Genomic DNA, 17,702 nt, shown 5'->3' with positions numbered 1-17,702 from the left:
GATCAGTTCTCCGCCTTGATGGCTGCAATCGTGGTTTTCAGCGTGCCGATGACCTGCTCCAGCTGGCGCTTCTCGTCCTTGTCGAGACCGCGCAGCGGCGGGCGCATCGCGCCTGTCGGATGGCCGAGGAATTCGGTGCCATGCTTGACCGCCTGGATGAACTTGCCGCCCTGCTCGAGCACGCGCATCAAGGGCATCATCGCCGACATGATCCGGCGGCCCTTGGCGAAATCGCCATGCACGGCGCAGGTCTCGTAGAGGAAGACATGTTCCTCGGGAAGGAAATTCGAGCCCGCGCAGATCCAGCTGCGCGCCCCCCAGGCGAAGAATTCCAGCGCCTGGTCGTCCATCCCGCAGGACATCTGGATATGCGGGTAGTCGCGGGCCAGCAGGTGGACCCGGTTGATGTCGCCCGAGCTTTCCTTGATGCCGACGATGTTGCGCGAGCGGCAGACGAGGTCGAGGAACTCGGTCCCCATCTCGACGCCCATCCGGCCGGGATAGTTGTAGAGGATCACCGGCAGGTCGGCGGCGCGGTCGATCGCGAGCGCGTTCATCGCGTTCTCGCGCTCGGTCGGGACCGAATAGGGCGGCGTGCCGAGGAGCAGCGCCTCGGCGCCCATCTCCTTCGCGCCGAGGGCCAGGGCAATCGAGTCCGGCGTGCGCATCGCGCCGGTGCCGACGATCAGCGGCAGGCGGCCCTTCAGCTGCTCGCCGATGAAGCGCGCCAGGGTCAGCCGCTCCTCGACGGTCTGGGCATAGTTCTCGCCGGTCGATCCGCCCGAGATCACGCCATGGACGCCGGAGGCGACGAGATGCTCGACGATATCCGCCAGCCGGTCGAAATCGGGCTCCAGATCGGCGCCATAGGGGGTGACAATGGGGGTGTAGATCCCCTCGAGGACAAATCTGTGCGTCATGCGCGGGTCTCCGGTTCTTGGGGAGCGGCTCATTGGAGGAAGCCCATCAGCCGCGGCAGGAACAGCGCGAGCGGCGGCCAGTAGGTGGTGACGAGCATCACCGGCAGCGCGGCGAGGCCCATGAAGTAGAGGGCGGGGCGCATCACCTCGGACATCCCGACCTTGCCGACCCGGCAGGCCATGAAGAGGATCGGCGCCATCGGCGGGCTGTTCGCGCCGATCACTACCGAGGTGCCGATGATGGCGGCGAAATGGACGGCATCGACGCCGATCTCGGCCATGACCGGGACCATCAGCGGGCTGATGATGGCGATCACGCTGACATCGTCCATGATCATGCCGAGCAGGATCAGGAAGATGTTGACCATCAGCAGGATGACCAGCGGACTGTCGAAGGTGCCCAGCAGCAGGTCGGTCAGTTCCTGCGGCACGCGCTCCAGCGTGAAGATGCGGCTGGCGACGAAGGAGAAGACCAGGATGATCATGATCACGCCGGTCGTGGTGCCGGCCTGGATCACCGCCTGGGCGATGCCCTTCAGCGACAGCTCGCGGTAGACGAAGAGCCCGACCGGGATGGCATAGACGACCGAGATGGCCGCGGCTTCGGTCGGCGTGAAGATGCCGCCATAGATGCCGCCGAGGATGATGACCGGCAGCATCAGCGCGGGGATCGCCGCACGTCCGGTGGAGAGGCTCTCCGACAGGCGCTGGCGCGCCGGGATTTTGGCGTCGTCGCCGCCCATGTGGCGGACGACATGGATGCGGTTCAGCACCGAGAGCACGATCATCAGCAGGATCCCCGGCCCGACGGTGGCGAGGAAGCAGGCGGCGATCGACTGCCGCGTGACGACCGCATAGAGGATCATCGTGATCGAGGGCGGGATCAGGAGGCCCAGCAGCGACGAGACGCCCAGGAGCGCCGAGGTGTAGCCGCGGGCATAGCCGTGGCGTTCCATCGGATCCAGCATGATCGAGCCGATCGAGGCCACCGCCGCCGAGGCCGTGCCCGAGATCGCCCCGAAGATGCCGCAGGCCACCACCATCGAGGTGCCCATGCCGGTCTTCGAGCGTCCGACGACGGCTTCGACGAATTCGACGAGCCGCCGCGCGATGCCGCCCGACTGCATCAGGTAGCCGGTCATCACGAACAAGGGCAGCGCCACCAGGATCACCGAGTTCACCGCCCAGAAGCCGGTCGTCATCAGCGAGGAGATGTCGATGTCGTAGACCACCGACAGGATCAGCGTCATGGCGGCGAAGGAGAACACCACCGGGACGCCGGCCATCATCAGCACGATGACCGCGAGGATTGCGAGAAGCGCGCCCATCAGTTCACCTCCGCTTCGGGGTTGCCGGAATGGATGTCGCGGCCGCGGATCTCCTGCACGAGGTCGCGCAGCAGGTAGGCGACGAAGAGCACCGCCGCGACCAGAAGCGCCGCCTGCGACACCCACCACGGAATGCCGAAGACCGGCGTGGATTGCCCCCGCTCCAGCCCGAAGGAGACGAGCGACCAGGACCAGGTGACGAAAGCCAGGGCCACGACCAGCGAGACGGCGGTCGAGAAGATGTCGGCGGCGCGGTGGATGCGCGGGTTGCGGGTCATGACCCGGACGAAGTCGGCGCTCAGATGCGACCGCTCGCGCGAGGCCATCACTGCCCCCAGCATGTAGAACCACATGACGCCGATCAGCATCAGCTCTTCGAGCCCGAAGACCGGGGCGCCCAGCACCGAGCGGCTGAAGATGCCCCAGGCCAGCAGCACGGCGACCGCGAGCCCGAGCGCGACGAGCACGGGCTGGATGATCCAGGCCAGCGCCCGGTCAAGGAATTTCAGGATGTTCATGGCATGTCCTCCCTGTGCCGGAGCCCCTGCGGACCCCGGCGGACAGGATCACTCGGCCGCCGGAACGGAGGCGTTGGCGCGGACCTGGTCCATGATCTCGGCTCCGAGCGCCTCTTCGGCCTGCGGCCAGACCTCCGCGCGGACCTTCTCGACCCAGGCGGCCTTCTCGGCCGGCGTCGGCACGATGTATTCCATCCCGGCCTCCTGCGCCTTGGCGATCCACTTTTCGTCCTCGGCACGGGCATTGGCGAATTGGGCGTCCATCACGGCCTGCGCGGCCTCCGCGACGACTGCCTGGTCCTCGGGCGCGAGGCCGTCCCAGGCGGCTTCGTTCATCAGGAGCGAGTAGGACGAGAAATTGTGCGAGCTCTGGACGAAATAGTCGAGCTGGTCGCGGAAATACTCGTAGTCCCAGTAGATGACGTTCGAGCTGTCGCCGTCGACCACGCCTGTCTGGATCGAGGTATAGACCTCGTTCCAGTCGATCGGCACAGCCTGGAAGCCCATCGCCTGCACGGTCTGCGGCAAGGGGAAGATCGGCTGCGAGCGGACGCGGATGCCCTGCGCGCCCTCGACGGTCGTGGCGTGGCGCCCCTTGGTGGCGATGCCGCCGAAGCCTTCCGGGAAGGGACCGAAATACTTCAGGCCGAGATCTTCGTAGACCGGGCCGATCACCTTGCGGATCCAGCCATCGGGTCCGAAGGAGGCAATGGCGTCCTCCCAGCCCAGCACCATGTAGGGGATGTAGTTGACGCCGATGCGCTGGTCGTAGGAGGTCTGCGGCCAGGTGATCATCATCTGGATATTGCCCTGTACCAGCTGGTCGAACAGCTCCTGCTGGCCGCCGAGTTCGCCCTGGTAGAAGACGTCGACGCGCAGGCGGCCGTCGGAGTTTTCCTCGATCTGCTTCGCCCAGTCCTGCATGGCATGGCCCAGGACGGAGTCGCGGTCGCCCGCCTCGCTGGTCAGGACGAGCCGCTCGGCGGCATGGGCGGGCACCGCCAGGACGGCGGCGAGGGCAAGGGCGGTGAAGGCAGTCGTTCCGGTCATGTTGGTCTCCCGTTGGCGATCTGGGTCGCGGCGCTTGGGCGCCTTGTGATTGGGAGTTGGTCCGCCGGAAGACCCTGCTTCGGCAAACGAGAATTGGCATGCCCGGGGCATAAGGCCGGGCTTATGCGCCGATCAAAACACCAGAAAATCTCATCATGGCAGATGCTTGCAATCCTCTGGCCCGAGACTCCATGTTCCGTGGAGCATCGTGCACGCCATGACGATCCCTTGACGCCGCGCAACCGAAAGGTGCATTTCGCAAGCCTATTTGTTTGCAACCCGAGATGCCGAAGCGGTTCTGCCCGCCGTGCATGACACCGGAAGTGGCGGAACCATGGCCAAGGAAATCGAACGCAAGTTTCTCGTGCGTAACGGCAGCTGGCGATCCGCGGCGACGCGCCGGACGTATCTGCGCGACGGGTTCATCATCCAGCAAGACGGGATGAAGCTCCGTATCCGTTTCTCCGACGGCCATGCCACCCTGACCTTCAAGGGGCCTCGCCGTGGCATATCCCGCGACGAGTTTGAATACCCGATACCCGCCGCTGACGCGGAGATCATGCTGGCGAGCTACAGCCATGCGGGGCAGGTGGAAAAAACCCGCCATCACATCCTCTATCAGGGGTTCGAGTGGACGGTGGACGAATTCCACGGAAGCCTCGCAGGGACGGTCTTCTGCGAGATCGAGCTACCATCGGAAACTGCATGGTTCCCGCGTCCCGACTGGGTCGGTCGCGAGGTCACGGGCCAGCGGGACTACCAGCAGGTGACCCTGCTGCGGCGCGCAGCATCGCATGCGCGCGAAGGCCTTGCCGCAGGCTGATCCGGCGCCATCTGCCCGGAATGGCCTGATGCCGTACATCAGCGCCCAGTCCCCGCGAGAACGGAGAGACGGGATGCGTTGAGCTCCCGCTCCGCAAGGCCTCTCGTGAGGTCAAAGCGATGTTCAGGGATTTCCCGCATCGCCGCATGACCATACCTTGAAGGGAATTGTTCGCAGGAGGCGACCTGCCCTGCACGCATCCGCCGCGCCCCCCTGGGTGGCGCGGAACCGCCCGCTCGGCTGGAAGACGAAAGGCGCTCTCCCGGCCGACAGTCGGTGCAATCTCTCCTTGCTGCCTAGGCTGATCAGCCCGCGGACCTAAATCCAAGGCTCAGGGAAGGCAGGAGATGGCACGCGCTTCTGCAACGCCCGCGATATAGTCGGCAATCATCAGGTCGAGATGCGCGCCACCGCCGTTCTTGAACACCGTGATCGCCTCGGGATCGCGCACGCGCGGCCCGGCGGCAACCAGGTCGTAGAGATCGCCGCGGATATCCGCTGACCCGATCACGCCAGACGCCATCGGCGCCATCAGTTCGCCGATGCGGCCCACCGTGGTGTCACGGAAGTCGACATGAATCCCGGCCCGCGCCATCAGCGCGTCATCGGCTTCGCGCATCTCTGGGGTGAAGGCCCCGACCAGATCGACATGCGTGCCCGGCCGGATCCAGGCGCCGGGCAAGACTGGCTCGCAGGCGAAGGTCGCGGTGGACACGATGTCGGCCGTGGACAGAGCCGCCTGGAGGTCCGAACCGGACGCAACACTGGGCTTGAGGCCGCCAAGCTCGCCTGCCAGCGCCTCGGCCTGCGCGGGCCGCCGCGCCCAGATCGTGATCCGCTCGAGCGCGGGGAAAAGCGCGGCATAGGCCCGGGCCAGCGAGCGGCTGACCGCCCCGGCGCCGACGATCACCAGGTGCCGGCTGTCCGGACGGGCAAGGCAGCAGGCGCCGAGCACGCTGTCGGCGGCGGTCTTCACCTGGGTGAGCAGCCGGCTCTCGATGATCGCACGCAGCGCGCCGGTCTGCGGATCATAGAGCATTGCAGCCCCCTGCACCGATGGCAGGCCCCGCGCGGCATTTGCCGCGACGACCGAGTCTCCCTTGATGACATATCCCAGTTCCGCGATCCAGGCAGCGCGGGCCAGGAGCTGCGCGCCGGGCGGGCCAAGCAGCAGGTCGGCCTGTTCGGGCCGGGACAGCCGATGGCCCCGGCGCAGCGCCTCCACCGCGTCCGGCCAGGAGATGGAAGACTTCATGGAGTCATGGGTCAGGTAGGGCGGTGTCATGGCTTCCTCCTCGCATGTGCCCCGGTCAGGCGCCAAGCGCCGCCTCCTGGCGGCAGACTGCGGCGACCAGCGGCTCCAGCGCCCGGCGGCGATCCCCGGAGAGGCGGCTCAGCGGGCGGCGCGGGCTGCCGGCGTCATATCCCGCCATCGCCGCCGCGGCATAGACGGTCTGCACGTAGTCGCCGCGCCAGATCAGCGCCATCAGCGGCCTGAGCACGCCCCATATCTCCCGCGCGCGGTCCCAGTCGCCGGCCTGCGCCGCGGCCAGCATCGCCAGGCAGCTGCGCGGCGCAATATTGGCGCCGCCCCAGATCATGCCGGCCGCCCCGGCGAAGGCGGAGTGGATTGCCAGCGGATCGGCGCCGTTCATCACCGGCAGGCCGGTCGCGATCAGCTCTGCCTGCGCGGCCAGGTCGCCGCCGCTGTCCTTCACAGCCAGGAAGTTCGGCAATTCGGCCAGCCGTGCGAAGAGACCGGGCGAGATCGCGGCACCGACCGCCTGGGGCACGTTGTAGCCGATGACAGGAAGCCCGCCCGCGCCGGCCGCCTCGTAGAAGCGCAGGATGTCGTCGTCCTCTGTCGGCCCCTCGAAAAAGGGCGGCAGCACCATCACCGCATCGGCGCCGCAATCCGCCGCATAGCGGCTGCGTGCGACCACCTCCTCGACCATCAGGGCCGAGGCCTGCACGATGATCCGCGCCCGCCCGCCGATGGCGTGCGCAGCTGCCGCGACCAGCCGGTCAGACTCGTCGCGCGACAGGTAGACATGCATCCCCGTCCCCGAGCTCAGCACGAAGCCCGTCACGCCTGCGGCGATATAGGCCTCGAGATGGTCCGGCAGCCGGTCGTAGGCGATCCGCCCCTCGTCATCGAAGGGCGTGGTCAGGGCGAGATTCAGTCCCGCGAAGGGAAAGGCGGTCATGGAGCGGTCCTCCGGCAGATCGGACAGGAAATTCGGAAGGGGTGGAAACGGGCCGTGTGGCCCGCTCCGTTCCCCCGGCCAGGAGGCAGCGGGCGCAGGCCCGCGCCGGTCACTGGATCAGGCGCGGCGCGCCGGTCTCGGCGCCACTGCGGTCGAGCCCGTTGGCCTCGAGGATGTCGGCAATCCTGCCCTCGTCATGCAGCGCGACGATCTCGGCATCGATCGCCTCGCCGAGACCGGGATTGCCCAAGTGGTAGAGAAGCGCGATCTGCGCCGGCTCGACCGAGACTGGCACACGCTCGTCCGGCTCGGCAATCTTGATCTCGATCCCCTCATAGGCGCCCTGCGACTTGGCATAGGCGCCGGTGCCGTAGCCGTCCGCGGCCACGTCAATGCGCCCGGCCTCCAGATCCTGCGCCAGCGCGACCGGGTTCGGATAGAGGATGACGGACGAGGTCAGCGCGCGCTCTAGCTGCCCGGCATAGAGGAAGCCCGAGACCGCGCCGACCTTCCGGCCTTCGAGCCCGTCCAGCGTGCTGACGCCATCGCGCGAGTAGAAGGCCATCTGGTCGACATAGATCGGATGCGACAGGCCCATGACCTTGGCGCGCTCGGCTGTGCGGAACCAGTCGCCGATGCCGAGATCGACCTTCCTGGTCATCACGTTCTGGATCACCGCCGAGGGATCGACAACGACCGGGGTCACGGTCATGCAGTTGCGCGCCGCGATCTCCTTGACGATGTCACTGTCGACGCCGCCGATCTCGCCGCCCGGCAGCAGCGTGGCGAAGGGCGGATAGCTGTAGACGGCCACGGTGATCGTGCCTGGCGTGATCGTCGGAAAGGTGCGGGCCGGCGTGCAGGCCTGGGCGGCAACGCCCTGGACCGCCAGCACGGCTGCGACGGCGAGAGAGGCGAGGATCGGTCGTTTCATGGAGATCTCCTGTCGGTCAGATGTGACGGCTGAGGCGCCGTTCTAGCCGGCCAACGACGATCGTAGCCGGGATGCAGACTGCCGCGTAGAGGATCGCGGTCAGGGCGAAGAGGGGCATGTAGCGGAAGGTGTTCGAGCCGATGAGTTGTGCCTTGCTCATGAGTTCGGGCAGCGCCACCACGAAGGCCAGCGAGGAGGCCTGCAACATCAGGATCGAGAAGCCCAGAAGCGTAGGCACGCAGACTGGCAGGCCCTGCGGCAGGATCACGAAGCGCAGGATCTCGGCCGGGTCGAGACCCAGCACCTCGCCGGCCTCGCTCTGGCCATGGTGCACCGATTGCAGCCCGGCGCGGATGATCTCGCTGGTATAGGCGGCGGTACACCAGCAGAAGGCGGCCACGGCCGAGGCGAAGGAGCTGAGCGTCAGCCCGGCCGAGGGCAGGCCGAAATAGACGAACTGCAGCAGCACCAGGATCGAGGCGCCGCGCCCGATCTCCACCATGACGAGAGACGGCCAGCGCAGCCAGCGCGACGCCGATTGCAGCGTCAGCGCCAGGACAAGGCCGAGGGGAATGCCGAGCGCGAGCGAGAGCCCCGTCACCTGCAGCGACAGCGTGAAGCCGGTCAGCAGCTGCGGCAGCGACTGGTTCCAGAAATCGAGAAGCCCAGTCATCGTGCCACCTTCGAGCGCAGGCGCAGATCGATCCTGCGGCTGGCCATCGCGATCGGAATGCTGAGCCCGATATAGAGCAGCCCCGCGAAGGCGAAGCTCTCCAGCCCGCGGAACGTCGCCTGCGAGACATTCGAGGCCTGGAAGGCGATTTCCGGCACGCCAATAGTCGAGGCGATGGCAGTGTCCTTGATCAGTCCGATCGCGTAGCTCACGATCGATGGCAATGTGATGCGCAGCATCTGGGGGACAATCACGTCGCAGAGCCGCGAGACCTGCGGCAGCCCCAGCGTCTGGGCGGCCTCCCACTGGCCCACATGGATTGCCTTGAGCGCGCCGCGGAAGATCTCGGCCAGGTTGGCGGCGGTGATCAGCCCCAGGCCAAGTGCGGCGGCCTCGAAGGCGCCGATCTGCAGCCAGCCGGCGCCGAGGCCGAAATAGATCAGGAACAGCCAGACGATCGGCGGCACCGCGCGGAAGATCAGGATGAGCATGGCGGCAAGCGCCGCGAGAACCGCGCCGCCGCTGACCCGCATGGCGCAGAGCAGTGCGCCCAGCACCATCCCGACAGCCAGGGCCGCCGCCGACAGTGCCAGAGTCCAGATGACGCCACCCAGTATCGGGGCGAGGAAGCCCGCCGTCACCGGTTCATCACCGCGCTGAGGAAGCGTTGCGCGCGCTCCGTCTGCGGGTTGCGCATTACCTCGGCGCTCGGCCCCTGCTCGATGATCCGGCCATCGGCCATGATCAGCACGCGGTCGGACACGCTTTCGGCGAAATGCATCTCGTGCGTGACGACGATCATCGTCATGCCGCCGGCCGCCAGCTCCTGCATCACGTTCAGCACCTCGAGCCCCAGCTCGGGGTCGAGCGCCGAGGTCGGCTCGTCGAAGAGCATCACCTCTGGATCGAGCGCCAGCGCGCGGGCGATGGCAATGCGCTGCTGCTGGCCGCCCGAGCAGCGGGAGGGATGCTGGTCGGCCTTGGCGCCGAGCCCCACCCGGTCGAGCAGCTGGCGCGAAATCTCGTCCGCCTCGCGGCGGCTGCGCTTCAGCACGCGCTCCTGAGCCAGGCTGACATTGCGCAGCACGGTCATGTGCGGAAACAGGTTGAAGGACTGGAAGACCATGCCCAGCGGCCGCCGGAATCCCAGCCGCTGCCGGCGCGTGACCGGCCGGGACGCGTCGATCGTGACGTCCCCGACACGAAGCAGCCCCGCGCTCGGTGCCTCGAGCAGGTTGAGGCAGCGCAGGCAGGTGCTCTTGCCCGAGCCGCTCGGCCCGATCATCGCGATCACCTCGCCGCGCTGCACCGACAGGTCGATGCCGTCCAGCACGCGATGGGCGCCGAAATCCTTGACCAGGCCGCTGACCTCGATCATCGGCCCCGGCCGAGCCCCGGCCTGTTCCACCGGCCCTGCCAACGCAGCGGCCATCATGCGCACACCCCGTAGCCGGCCCGCATCGTCCCGGAAATCCCTGTCATTTCAGTTTCCCTGTTGCTTTTTGGTTCGGTTCAGAGCGACTGGCCCAGCACCCGCCCCTCGTAGATCGCGGCGACGGCCAGGCGTGGCGCAAGCGCGTCTCCGATCAGCGCGACCGGCCGCGCCTCGCCCGCTTCCCTGAGCTCGTCGTGCAGCCAGGTGTCGGCGACATTGGTCGTGGCCAGCACCAGGGAATCCGCCGCCAGAAGTTCCTCGGACCCGTCGAGGAGGTTCACGATCCGCGCCCCGCGAGTTGTCCATTCCGCGACCGCCGCTTCCGTGATCCAGCGCCCGCCCGCAGCGCGCAGCCGCGCCCGCGCCGGCTTGTCGAGCTCGGTCCGGCGCAGGAATGCGCCCGGCAGGGTGAAGCCGGTGACGATCGTCACCCGGTGGCCGCGCGCCGCGATCTCGAGCGCTGTGCCCATGCCGCGCCAGTCGCCGGTATCATCGACCAGGACAACATGTTCGCCCAGCCGGGCGCTGCGGCTCATCACCTCCTCGGCCGACCAGACCCCGGGCAGCCCGATGCCGGGCATCACGTCCTGCGCCGGAAGCGCGCGCTGGAAGCCGCTGCCCGCCGGCTGCGAGCCGGTGGCGACGACCACCTCGTCTGCCTCGAAGGCCGCGATATCTTCGGCGTCGAGCGGGCTGTTCAGCAGCACACGCACCTGCAGCCGCTCCAGCTGGCGCTCGTACCAGCCGATCAGCTCGAGAATCTGCTCGCGGCGAGGCTGCATGCCCGCCAGGCGGAACTGGCCGCCGAGCTGCGGCGCCGCTTCGGCCAGGGTCACATGATGACCGCGTTCCGCCGCGACGCGCGCCGCCTCGAGCCCGGCCGGGCCGCCGCCGACGACCAGGATGCGCCTCGGCACGGCCGCGGGGGAGAAACGGTCGCCGCCCCATTCGAACTCGCGCCCCGCAGACGGATTGACCAGGCACGAGATCCAGTAGTCGCGCGACCGGCGGCCCCAGCACATCTGGTTGCACGAGATGCAGCCGCGCACGTCACTCGCGCGGCCGGAGGCCACTTTGCCCACCCAGTGCGGATCGGCAATCTGGCCGCGCACGATGCTGACCATGTCGGCCTGGCCGGACGAGATCACCTCATGTGCGCTCTCGGGGGTGCGGACATGGCTTTCGGCCTGGACGAGGATGTGCTTGCAGACCTCTTTCAGCGCCTGGGCATGGGGCGCGCCCAGCTTGTCGGCAAAGAGGAAACCCGGAATGACCGAGGAATGGTCGAAATAGCTGCCGGTACCGCAGCTGATGTAGTCGATCAGCCCGCGCTCGTCATGCCAGGCCGCCACCTCCTGCAGGAGCCCGATATCCATCGCGACCGAGACGGTCGGATCGACGCTGGCAGCGAGGCCGATGATGAAATCGTCGCCGGTCCGGCGGCGGATGCGGCTTGTAATCTCGGTAGTCAGGCGCATGCGGTTCTCGAAGGACCCGCCCCAGCGGTCGTCGCGCCGGTTGGTCCAGGGCAGCCAGAACTGCTCCAGCAGAGAATTGTAGGGACCGAACAACTCGACCCCGTCGAAGCCCGAGGCCTGGGCCCGCGCAGCGGCATTGACGAAGCCCTCGATCACCTCCTCGATCTCGGGCTCGGTCATGCGGTGGCTGCCGTCGCCGTCGTGATAGGAGGGCATGCCCGAAGGCGACCAGTTCTCGCGGTAGGACAGGTCGAAATCGCCATGCTGGCCGACATGGTAGAGCTGGTGCAGCATGACCGCCCCCTCCGCCTTGCAGGCTTCGGTGATCCTGCGGAAACCCTCGATCACCGCGTCATCGTCATGGCGGAAGTTGCCGCGCGTGAGCCGCGCCGTGGCATGCACCGGCATCGGTTCGACCATGATCATGGCCGCACCGCCCTTCGCGCGTTCCAAATAGTAGCCGAGATGGCGGTCTCCGGGCAGTCCGTCCTCAGCCATGTTCGCGGTGTGGGACCCGAAATTCACCCGGTTCCTTAGGGTCTTGTGGCGAAGTTTCAAAGGCTCGAACAGCTTCGGATAGGACTGGTCCAGCATGGTGCGCGGGCTTTCCTGGATGTTTCGTTCCGCACAGCATGTCCTCGGGGGATGCTTTTGGCATTGTCGATCTGGATCGTTTTTCATAACGTTTGATGCAGCCAGAGCCACCGGATCCCTGCGATGCTTCAGCCACACCCGCCGCACAGTCCCGGCCTGCCCTACTTGCGGCTCGGCATCCTGCTCTGCCCCAGCTTCACCCTGACCCCCGTGGCCAGCTTCATCGACGCCTTCCGCCTGGCCGCGGACCGCGAGGACCGCAGTCGGCAGATCTACTATTCCTGGGACTTCATCGGCTCGGCCAGGGAGCCGGTCCGGGCGAGCTGCGGGCTGGAAGTGACGCCCAACGCCACGACCGGGGACCTGGACCGGTACGACTGCCTCGTGCTTTGCGGCGGGCTCCTGCGCGACCTGCCGGCGCCCTCGCCGCGCCTCCAGGCGCATCTGCGGAAGGCCGCGGAAGAGGGAAAGCCGATCGTCGCCCTCTGCACGGGCAGCTTCCTGCTGGCGCAGGCCGGCCTGCTGGACGGGCGCCGCTGCGCGGTGCATTTCGACGTGCTCGGCGAATTCGCCCGCCGTTTCCCGAAGGCGCTGCCGCAATCGGGGTCGAACTACATCAACGACCGCAACATCATCACCTGTCCGGGCAGCATCGTGGCAATCGACGTCGCGGCCTACCTGATCTCGCGCTCCGGCGACCCGGCGCGGGCGCGCAAGTCGCTGAACTACCTGCTGTTCAAGCCGAATGACGGCGTGTCGCCCGCCACGCGCCACCGCAGCGAGGCTCTGTCCCGCGCGTCGCGGCTGACGGTCGATGCCGTGCGCTACATGGAGTTCCGGCTCGACAGCCCCTGCACGATCGACGAGGTCGCCGCGGCGCTGAACACCACGCGCACCCGTCTCGGGCGGTCGTTCCAGCGCGACTTGCAGATGTCGCCCGCCGCCTTCTGGCGCGATATCCGGCTCGAGGCAGCCTGCACGCTCCTCGGGGCAGCGCGGCGCTCGATCTCGGAAGTGGCCTTCGACCTCGGCTTCTGCGACAGCGCCCATTTCTGCCGCGCCTTCAAGGCGCGCTGGGGCATGACGCCCGACGAATTCCGGCGCGGGCAGCGCCCAGCCGGAACCGCGGAGCAAGGCGGCTAAGCCGTCGTTTCCCGCAGGCAGCACTCATGCTGCACCGATGCGGATGGCCGGCCCCTGCGCTGGACCGGAGGCATAGCGGTTTCCTCTCACGCGAGAAGGATCCGCGATAAGCCACGCCTCCCGCGATAAGCCACGCCTCGCGCAACTTCCTATAGTCGGCCACACGACATGCCGGCCGGGCCGGAGCTGCAAGAGAGACAGGATCATGGACACGGAACGGCTGAGACAGGTCATCGGATGGCTTGCCACGGCCGGGCTGGAGGAGTTTGCGCTGACCGAAGGCGACAGCGACCTGATCCTCCGCAGGAGACAGGCGCCGGCCGCGACCCCGGCCGCAGCGCCGCAGCCTGCCCTTGCAGCGGCTCCGGCGGCCCTGTCCCCGGCCGGGGTCGAGATCCACGCGCCACTCTACGGCATCTGCTATCTCGCGTCCGCCCCCGGGGCTTCCACCTTCGTGACGGCAGGCCAGGCGGTGAAGGCCGGCGATCCGCTCTGCCTCATCGAGGCGATGAAGGTAATGAACACCGTCGCCGCGCCGCGCGACGGCACCGTCACGCAGGTCCTCGTCGCCGATGGCGAGGAGATCGAGGAAGGGGCCGTCCTGATGGTGCTGGAATGATCGCGCCCCGGACCCTCATGGTCGCCAACCGAGGCGAGATCGCGCTGCGCATCCTGCGCGCGGCCCGCAAGCTCGGGCTTCGCACCGCCTGCATCCATTCCGAGGCCGATGCCGGGGCGCCCTGGCTCGATCTCGCCGATCGCGCGCTCTGCATCGGGCCCGCGGCGGCGAAGGACAGCTACCTGAACATCCCGTTGATCCTGCGGGCCGCGGATCTGCTGGAGGCTGATCTCGTGCATCCTGGCTACGGCTTCCTGTCGGAAAGCCCGGACTTCGCGCACGCGGTCGCGGCGGCGGGACTGACCTTCGTCGGGCCGTCTGCGGAGGTGATGCGGCGGATGGGCGACAAGGTCGAGGCCAAGCGCGCGATGATGGCCGCCGGAGTGCCCTGCGTGCCCGGCCCGGACCAGCCGCTGGCGGGCGACATGTCCGAAGCCATGGCCGCCGGGGCGGCCACTGGATATCCACTGATCGTCAAGGCCGCGGGCGGCGGCGGCGGGCGCGGCATGCGCATCGTGCGTCGGCCTGAAGAGCTGGCGGAGGCGGTAATGCTCTGCCGCCAGGAGGCACAGCAATTTTTCGGCAATCCGTCCGTCTATATCGAGAAATTCCTCGAGCGGCCGCGCCATGTCGAAGTGCAGGTCATGGCCGACCGGCAGGGCAATGCCCTGTGGCTCGGAGCGCGCGACTGCTCGCTCCAGCGCCGCCACCAGAAGGTCATCGAAGAGTCCCCTGCCCCCGGCATCTCTGAGCAGGCGATATCAGCTCTGGGCGAACGCTGCGCCGCCGCCTGCCGCATGCTGGACTACGAGGGCGCGGGCACTTTCGAGTTCCTCTACGAGGACGGAGCCTTCAACTTCATCGAGATGAACACCCGCATCCAGGTGGAGCATCCCGTCACCGAAGAGGCGACCGGACTGGACCTCGTAGCCATGCAGCTCGGCGTGGCCATGGGCGAGGCACTTGTGCTGGCACAGGAGGATGTCCGCTTCGCAGGACATGCCTTGGAGTGCCGCATCACCGCCGAGGACGCTGCGACGCTGCAGCCGCGTCCGGGCGAGGTCACGCGGCTGCATCTTCCCGGCGGGCCAGGGGTGCGGATCGACACGCATTTGCGCGAGGGCTACCGCGTGCCTGCCGTCTATGACTCGCTGATCGCCAAGCTCGTGACCCGCGGGGCGACCCGCGCCGAAGCGCTGGCACGGATGCGCGCTGCGCTGGCCGAGATCTGCATCGACGGCTGCGGCTCCACCGTGCCGCTCCTGGCCCGGCTCGTGGATGATCCGGCTGACCCGCCCGATGATGGAAGCCTTTTCAGGCATGCGCGAAGTGCACAAGCGCATCGACCTGCTGCGGGCAATGGGCACCTCGACGCTTGCACCGCACGACGACCAGACCCACCGCGAATTCCTCAACCGGCTGGAACAGTACCGCCGAAGCGGGCCGGAACTGAACGATTTCAAAGTGGGCCTGGCCCTGGAAATCGACCTGTTCGCCCACGGGTTCCGCGACCAGCTGCCCGACGGTTTCCTGCAGGACTGGCAAGCCTGCCCGCGATGACGGCAGCTCAGGCCTCGCGCACCCGCCCCACGGAGCGGCGCAGGATCAGCTGGTAATCGACATATTCGCTGGCTCGCGACACCGGTTTTCCCGCGATCTGCCGCAGCAGCGCCTGCATCGCCCGCGTGCCGATCTCATGCGCGGGCTGCGCAATCGTGGTCAACGGCGGGTGGGTCAGTTCGGCATAGCGGGTGTTGTCATAGCCGGTCACCGACATGTCGTCGGGCACGCGGATGCCCCGCGCGTTGAGTTCGGCCAGCACCCCAAGCGCCATTTCGTCCGTTGCGCACAGGATCGCCGTCGGCAGGCTGTCCTCGGACAGGAAGGCCGCGGTCAGCTGGCGGGCGATCCGGGGCCGGAAATGCCCGTCGGCAATCAGCCGTTCATCCACCGGCACCCCTGCTGCCGCCATCGCATCGCGGAACCCCTGTTCGCGCTGCGTCAGTTCGAACAGCGGCGCCGAGCCGGTGATATAGGCGATCCGCCGGTGCCCCATGCTCAGGACACGCCGTCGAGACCGGCTCGGAGACACGCAAGGGGATCGGCGCATGGATCAGCTATTACAACGAGAGACGCCCGTACTCATCGCATGGGCTGCTGACGCCGGACGAGGCCTATGGTAGCCGGACCCCGAACCTGAAGATCGCCGCCTGACCTGAAACCCAAGCTATAGCTTAGCCCGGCGGCAAACTGGTCGAAAAACCGGGACCACCTCTCCTGGGCATGCTTCAGTCGCAGTACATCCCGTATCCGGCGCATCGACAGTCGTTCCGTTGGCATTTGGCTCCCTCGCTCAAGACGAGGCGCACCGTAGCTTCAGACTGTCGGCCTGGCCTGCCCACGATCACGTGGAATCCGTGCCCATCATCGCGTGGAACCGGCGCCCACGATCGCCTGGAACACGCACGCAGGATCCTATAGAAAAAGCCGACGCCTCCAATCGCAGTTCAGGGGGTTGGATGCACCGCTTACACTGTACAGGCAGGTCAAAGCTGATGAAATTTGATCGGACTTCGCCCTTGCGCCCGAACTCCATGTCAGACCGTCTCGCTGATCCGGATCTCGACCGGCACACCATGCCGCTGATGCTCTGGCGGCGATCCGAACACGACCGCGCTCTCCATCATGGCCACGACCGCCTCCACGACTTCGCCGGTCGGATGGCTCAGCACGGCATCGACCCGGCCCTCTGACAGGGCAGCATCAATGGTTGCACCGAGCTCCGTGCCGATCACTACCACTTCTCGGTATTGGTGCTACTCATGATCGAGTGAACCTGCATGATGTGCTGCTCCATTGTGGGAAGCTCTGGCGGTGATTTCCAGAACTTCTTCAGCAGCGCTGGATTCGAGACGATCCCTGCAAGTTTTGAGATGAAATCTTCTTGATTTCCGCTCTGGAAAACGAACTCTGGGTTCCTTCCCCAGAACATACCCAACCCGACATTCGTGGACAGAAGTGATGGGGTGCCAAGGCAAAGGAGCTCGTAGGCGACTTGATTGTAGGTTTCTCGCCAGATCGACGGTACGATATTAAGGTCGATGTCCCGGGCGACTTTTGCCAAGTCCTCTCGCCGATAACCCTGGACGACGCTAACTTGTGCGAACCGCTCAGTCAGGGGCGCGAGCTTGAGCATGTCGTGGTCGTCCAGACGAGCGTAGATCACTAGTTCAGCCTTCTCCTTCAGCACCGGCAAGTCCGCAGACATCAGAGCTTCCGTGATGAAGGGGAGACCTTTCGAAGGAATGCCGTAGCCGATGAATGATAGCCTCATTCGATCGCGGTCTGGTTTCGTGTCCGCGCGTGCCCGCATTTGGCTTGGCGAAGCGTGCAGATCCATACCCTGTGGAGTAATTCTAATATTTTGGCGATTAATTCCAAACGAAGCAATCGTTTCAGCTACCAACTTCGAAACACACATGTGGCTATCAAAGCGATTTAGTCGCATGGTATTCTGCTCCCGCCAAATACGGTATTCGTCTCCATGCATAGCTGTCCTTGCTAGGGAAGTCCCTCGAGGGCCTTTCCCCTCCGCCTCGACATCAACCGCCTGAAACTTACGGACCCGAACCCTGGCTTCTGCATCTCTAACGAGCGTTCCTCTGAGTGACAGACGAACCTCGCCTACGAACAAACGGCAAGCTTGCCAAATCTGATAGAGCCCCATTCCTGCCCCGAAGAAAAAATTTCCCAGGGGTCGTCCCGAGAGCCGCGCGAATTCCAGCGACGAGCCTAAGCGCTGCGGCACGATCAGCTGATCGCGGGTATGGAAGCCCGCGATGCAGCCCTGGCATTTCCGCCCGCCCTCGTAATCGGTGCAGTCGAAACGGTTCTGGTAGAGCAGCTCGATCTGCGGGCAGAGCGGCATGTAGTTGTGCCACATGTAGTGGAACCGCGTCTGCGGGAACTTCTCCTTGAGC

At 66.5% G+C, this 17,702-nt stretch carries 18 protein-coding genes and 1 pseudogene; 5 read left to right on the top strand and 14 right to left on the bottom strand.

Translation table 11 applies throughout. The features are described 5' to 3' along the window. Positions 1–2 precede the first annotated feature (2 nt). Genes FGX59_RS30635 through dctP form a run of 4 tightly spaced genes read right to left on the bottom strand, consistent with a single transcriptional unit; the run spans position 3 to position 3,816 of the window. Positions 3–920 (bottom strand): dihydrodipicolinate synthase family protein, encoded by a 918-nt coding sequence (locus FGX59_RS30635; protein WP_138471535.1) that lies wholly within the window; start codon positions 918–920, stop codon positions 3–5. A gap of 29 nt (positions 921–949) precedes the next feature. After that, on the bottom strand, positions 950–2,248 hold the full coding sequence (locus FGX59_RS30630) for a TRAP transporter large permease (protein ID WP_108259957.1): 1,299 nt from the start codon (positions 2,246–2,248) through the stop codon (positions 950–952). Beyond that, positions 2,248–2,766: a TRAP transporter small permease gene (locus FGX59_RS30625; protein WP_138471534.1), complete on the bottom strand. Its 519-nt coding sequence runs from the start codon at positions 2,764–2,766 to the stop codon at positions 2,248–2,250. Before FGX59_RS30625 ends, FGX59_RS30630 begins: the two co-directional genes overlap by 1 nt. Before the next feature lie 48 nt (positions 2,767–2,814). Next, positions 2,815–3,816 (bottom strand): TRAP transporter substrate-binding protein DctP, encoded by a 1,002-nt coding sequence (dctP, locus tag FGX59_RS30620; RefSeq protein ID WP_138471532.1) that lies wholly within the window; start codon positions 3,814–3,816, stop codon positions 2,815–2,817. A gap of 334 nt (positions 3,817–4,150) precedes the next feature. Here dctP and FGX59_RS30615 point away from each other — a divergent pair, with 334 nt between their 5' ends. After that, positions 4,151–4,639, top strand: coding sequence for a CYTH domain-containing protein (locus FGX59_RS30615; protein ID WP_138471531.1), 489 nt, complete (start codon positions 4,151–4,153; stop codon positions 4,637–4,639). Positions 4,640–4,970: 331 nt separating this feature from the next. On the opposite strand, the gene FGX59_RS30610 is transcribed toward FGX59_RS30615, so the two are convergent. From FGX59_RS30610 to FGX59_RS30580, 7 genes are all read right to left on the bottom strand, one after another. Then, positions 4,971–5,924, bottom strand: coding sequence for an ornithine cyclodeaminase family protein (locus FGX59_RS30610; protein WP_138471529.1), 954 nt, complete (start codon positions 5,922–5,924; stop codon positions 4,971–4,973). Positions 5,925–5,949: 25 nt separating this feature from the next. Then, positions 5,950–6,846, bottom strand: a complete 897-nt coding sequence (locus tag FGX59_RS30605; protein WP_138471527.1) for a dihydrodipicolinate synthase family protein — start codon at positions 6,844–6,846, stop codon at positions 5,950–5,952. Between the two features lie 109 nt (positions 6,847–6,955). Next, positions 6,956–7,780 (bottom strand): ABC transporter substrate-binding protein, encoded by an 825-nt coding sequence (locus tag FGX59_RS30600; protein ID WP_138471526.1) that lies wholly within the window; start codon positions 7,778–7,780, stop codon positions 6,956–6,958. Positions 7,781–7,796: 16 nt separating this feature from the next. After that, entirely contained in the window at positions 7,797–8,453 is a 657-nt protein-coding gene (locus FGX59_RS30595; RefSeq protein WP_138471524.1) for an amino acid ABC transporter permease, read from the bottom strand. Then, complete coding sequence (locus FGX59_RS30590) at positions 8,450–9,094, bottom strand: amino acid ABC transporter permease (RefSeq protein WP_138471522.1); 645 nt, start codon at positions 9,092–9,094, stop codon at positions 8,450–8,452. Before FGX59_RS30590 ends, FGX59_RS30595 begins: the two co-directional genes overlap by 4 nt. After that, positions 9,091–9,831 (bottom strand): amino acid ABC transporter ATP-binding protein, encoded by a 741-nt coding sequence (locus FGX59_RS30585; RefSeq protein WP_171060907.1) that lies wholly within the window; start codon positions 9,829–9,831, stop codon positions 9,091–9,093. The genes FGX59_RS30590 and FGX59_RS30585 overlap by 4 nt, the downstream gene beginning before the upstream one ends. Before the next feature lie 134 nt (positions 9,832–9,965). Then, positions 9,966–11,960 carry an FAD-dependent oxidoreductase gene (locus FGX59_RS30580; RefSeq protein WP_138471520.1) on the bottom strand — a complete coding sequence of 665 codons (1,995 nt, stop codon included), beginning with the start codon at positions 11,958–11,960 and terminating at the stop codon, positions 9,966–9,968. Between the two features lie 123 nt (positions 11,961–12,083). On the opposite strand from FGX59_RS30580, the gene FGX59_RS30575 reads away from it, so the two are divergent. The 3 genes from FGX59_RS30575 (at position 12,084) to FGX59_RS30565 (ending at position 15,338) form a co-directional block, all read left to right on the top strand. Next, positions 12,084–13,103 (top strand): GlxA family transcriptional regulator, encoded by a 1,020-nt coding sequence (locus FGX59_RS30575; protein WP_138471518.1) that lies wholly within the window; start codon positions 12,084–12,086, stop codon positions 13,101–13,103. A gap of 205 nt (positions 13,104–13,308) precedes the next feature. Then, entirely contained in the window at positions 13,309–13,722 is a 414-nt protein-coding gene (locus FGX59_RS30570) for an acetyl-CoA carboxylase biotin carboxyl carrier protein subunit (protein ID WP_138471516.1), read from the top strand. After that, positions 13,719–15,338 (top strand): acetyl-CoA carboxylase biotin carboxylase subunit, encoded by a 1,620-nt coding sequence (locus FGX59_RS30565; RefSeq protein ID WP_138471515.1) that lies wholly within the window; start codon positions 13,719–13,721, stop codon positions 15,336–15,338. Before FGX59_RS30570 ends, FGX59_RS30565 begins: the two co-directional genes overlap by 4 nt. Here the strand turns inward: FGX59_RS30565 and FGX59_RS30560 are convergent. Further along, positions 15,290–15,832, bottom strand: a complete 543-nt coding sequence (locus tag FGX59_RS30560) for a substrate-binding domain-containing protein (RefSeq protein ID WP_138471513.1) — start codon at positions 15,830–15,832, stop codon at positions 15,290–15,292. The two genes, FGX59_RS30565 and FGX59_RS30560, sit on opposite strands and share 49 nt — an antisense overlap. On the opposite strand from FGX59_RS30560, the pseudogene FGX59_RS30555 reads away from it, so the two are divergent. Next, positions 15,799–15,936 (top strand): annotated as a pseudogene (locus FGX59_RS30555) (integrase core domain-containing protein); the annotation flags it as partial. The gene FGX59_RS30560 and the pseudogene FGX59_RS30555 sit on opposite strands and share 34 nt — an antisense overlap. Before the next feature lie 383 nt (positions 15,937–16,319). Here the strand turns inward: FGX59_RS30555 and FGX59_RS30550 are convergent. Both FGX59_RS30550 and FGX59_RS30545 read right to left on the bottom strand, forming a co-directional pair. Next, positions 16,320–16,517, bottom strand: coding sequence for a hypothetical protein (locus tag FGX59_RS30550; protein WP_138471511.1), 198 nt, complete (start codon positions 16,515–16,517; stop codon positions 16,320–16,322). After that, a partial coding sequence (locus FGX59_RS30545; RefSeq protein ID WP_206078477.1) for a glycosyltransferase occupies positions 16,517–17,702 on the bottom strand: 1,186 nt, incomplete at its 5' end. The genes FGX59_RS30545 and FGX59_RS30550, both read right to left, overlap by 1 nt.

The sequence above is a fragment of the Poseidonocella sp. HB161398 genome, assembly GCF_005870025.1.
GTDB lineage: Bacteria > Pseudomonadota > Alphaproteobacteria > Rhodobacterales > Rhodobacteraceae > Mangrovicoccus.
This window is presented reverse-complemented; position numbering and strand designations above follow the sequence as displayed.

Coding starts and splice junctions, on each gene's coding strand:
- FGX59_RS30580 (WP_138471520.1), bottom strand. CDS start 11,960: ATGCTGGACCAGTCCTATCCGAAGCTGTTCGAGCCTTTGAAACTTCGC.
- FGX59_RS30595 (WP_138471524.1), bottom strand. CDS start 8,453: ATGACTGGGCTTCTCGATTTCTGGAACCAGTCGCTGCCGCAGCTGCTG.
- FGX59_RS30575 (WP_138471518.1), top strand. CDS start 12,084: ATGCTTCAGCCACACCCGCCGCACAGTCCCGGCCTGCCCTACTTGCGG.
- FGX59_RS30565 (WP_138471515.1), top strand. CDS start 13,719: ATGATCGCGCCCCGGACCCTCATGGTCGCCAACCGAGGCGAGATCGCG.
- FGX59_RS30585 (WP_171060907.1), bottom strand. CDS start 9,831: ATGATCGAGGTCAGCGGCCTGGTCAAGGATTTCGGCGCCCATCGCGTG.
- FGX59_RS30610 (WP_138471529.1), bottom strand. CDS start 5,924: ATGACACCGCCCTACCTGACCCATGACTCCATGAAGTCTTCCATCTCC.
- FGX59_RS30635 (WP_138471535.1), bottom strand. CDS start 920: ATGACGCACAGATTTGTCCTCGAGGGGATCTACACCCCCATTGTCACC.
- FGX59_RS30615 (WP_138471531.1), top strand. CDS start 4,151: ATGGCCAAGGAAATCGAACGCAAGTTTCTCGTGCGTAACGGCAGCTGG.
- FGX59_RS30625 (WP_138471534.1), bottom strand. CDS start 2,766: ATGAACATCCTGAAATTCCTTGACCGGGCGCTGGCCTGGATCATCCAG.
- FGX59_RS30605 (WP_138471527.1), bottom strand. CDS start 6,846: ATGACCGCCTTTCCCTTCGCGGGACTGAATCTCGCCCTGACCACGCCC.
- FGX59_RS30560 (WP_138471513.1), bottom strand. CDS start 15,832: ATGCGCCGATCCCCTTGCGTGTCTCCGAGCCGGTCTCGACGGCGTGTC.
- FGX59_RS30630 (WP_108259957.1), bottom strand. CDS start 2,248: ATGGGCGCGCTTCTCGCAATCCTCGCGGTCATCGTGCTGATGATGGCC.
- dctP (WP_138471532.1), bottom strand. CDS start 3,816: ATGACCGGAACGACTGCCTTCACCGCCCTTGCCCTCGCCGCCGTCCTG.
- FGX59_RS30600 (WP_138471526.1), bottom strand. CDS start 7,780: ATGAAACGACCGATCCTCGCCTCTCTCGCCGTCGCAGCCGTGCTGGCG.
- FGX59_RS30570 (WP_138471516.1), top strand. CDS start 13,309: ATGGACACGGAACGGCTGAGACAGGTCATCGGATGGCTTGCCACGGCC.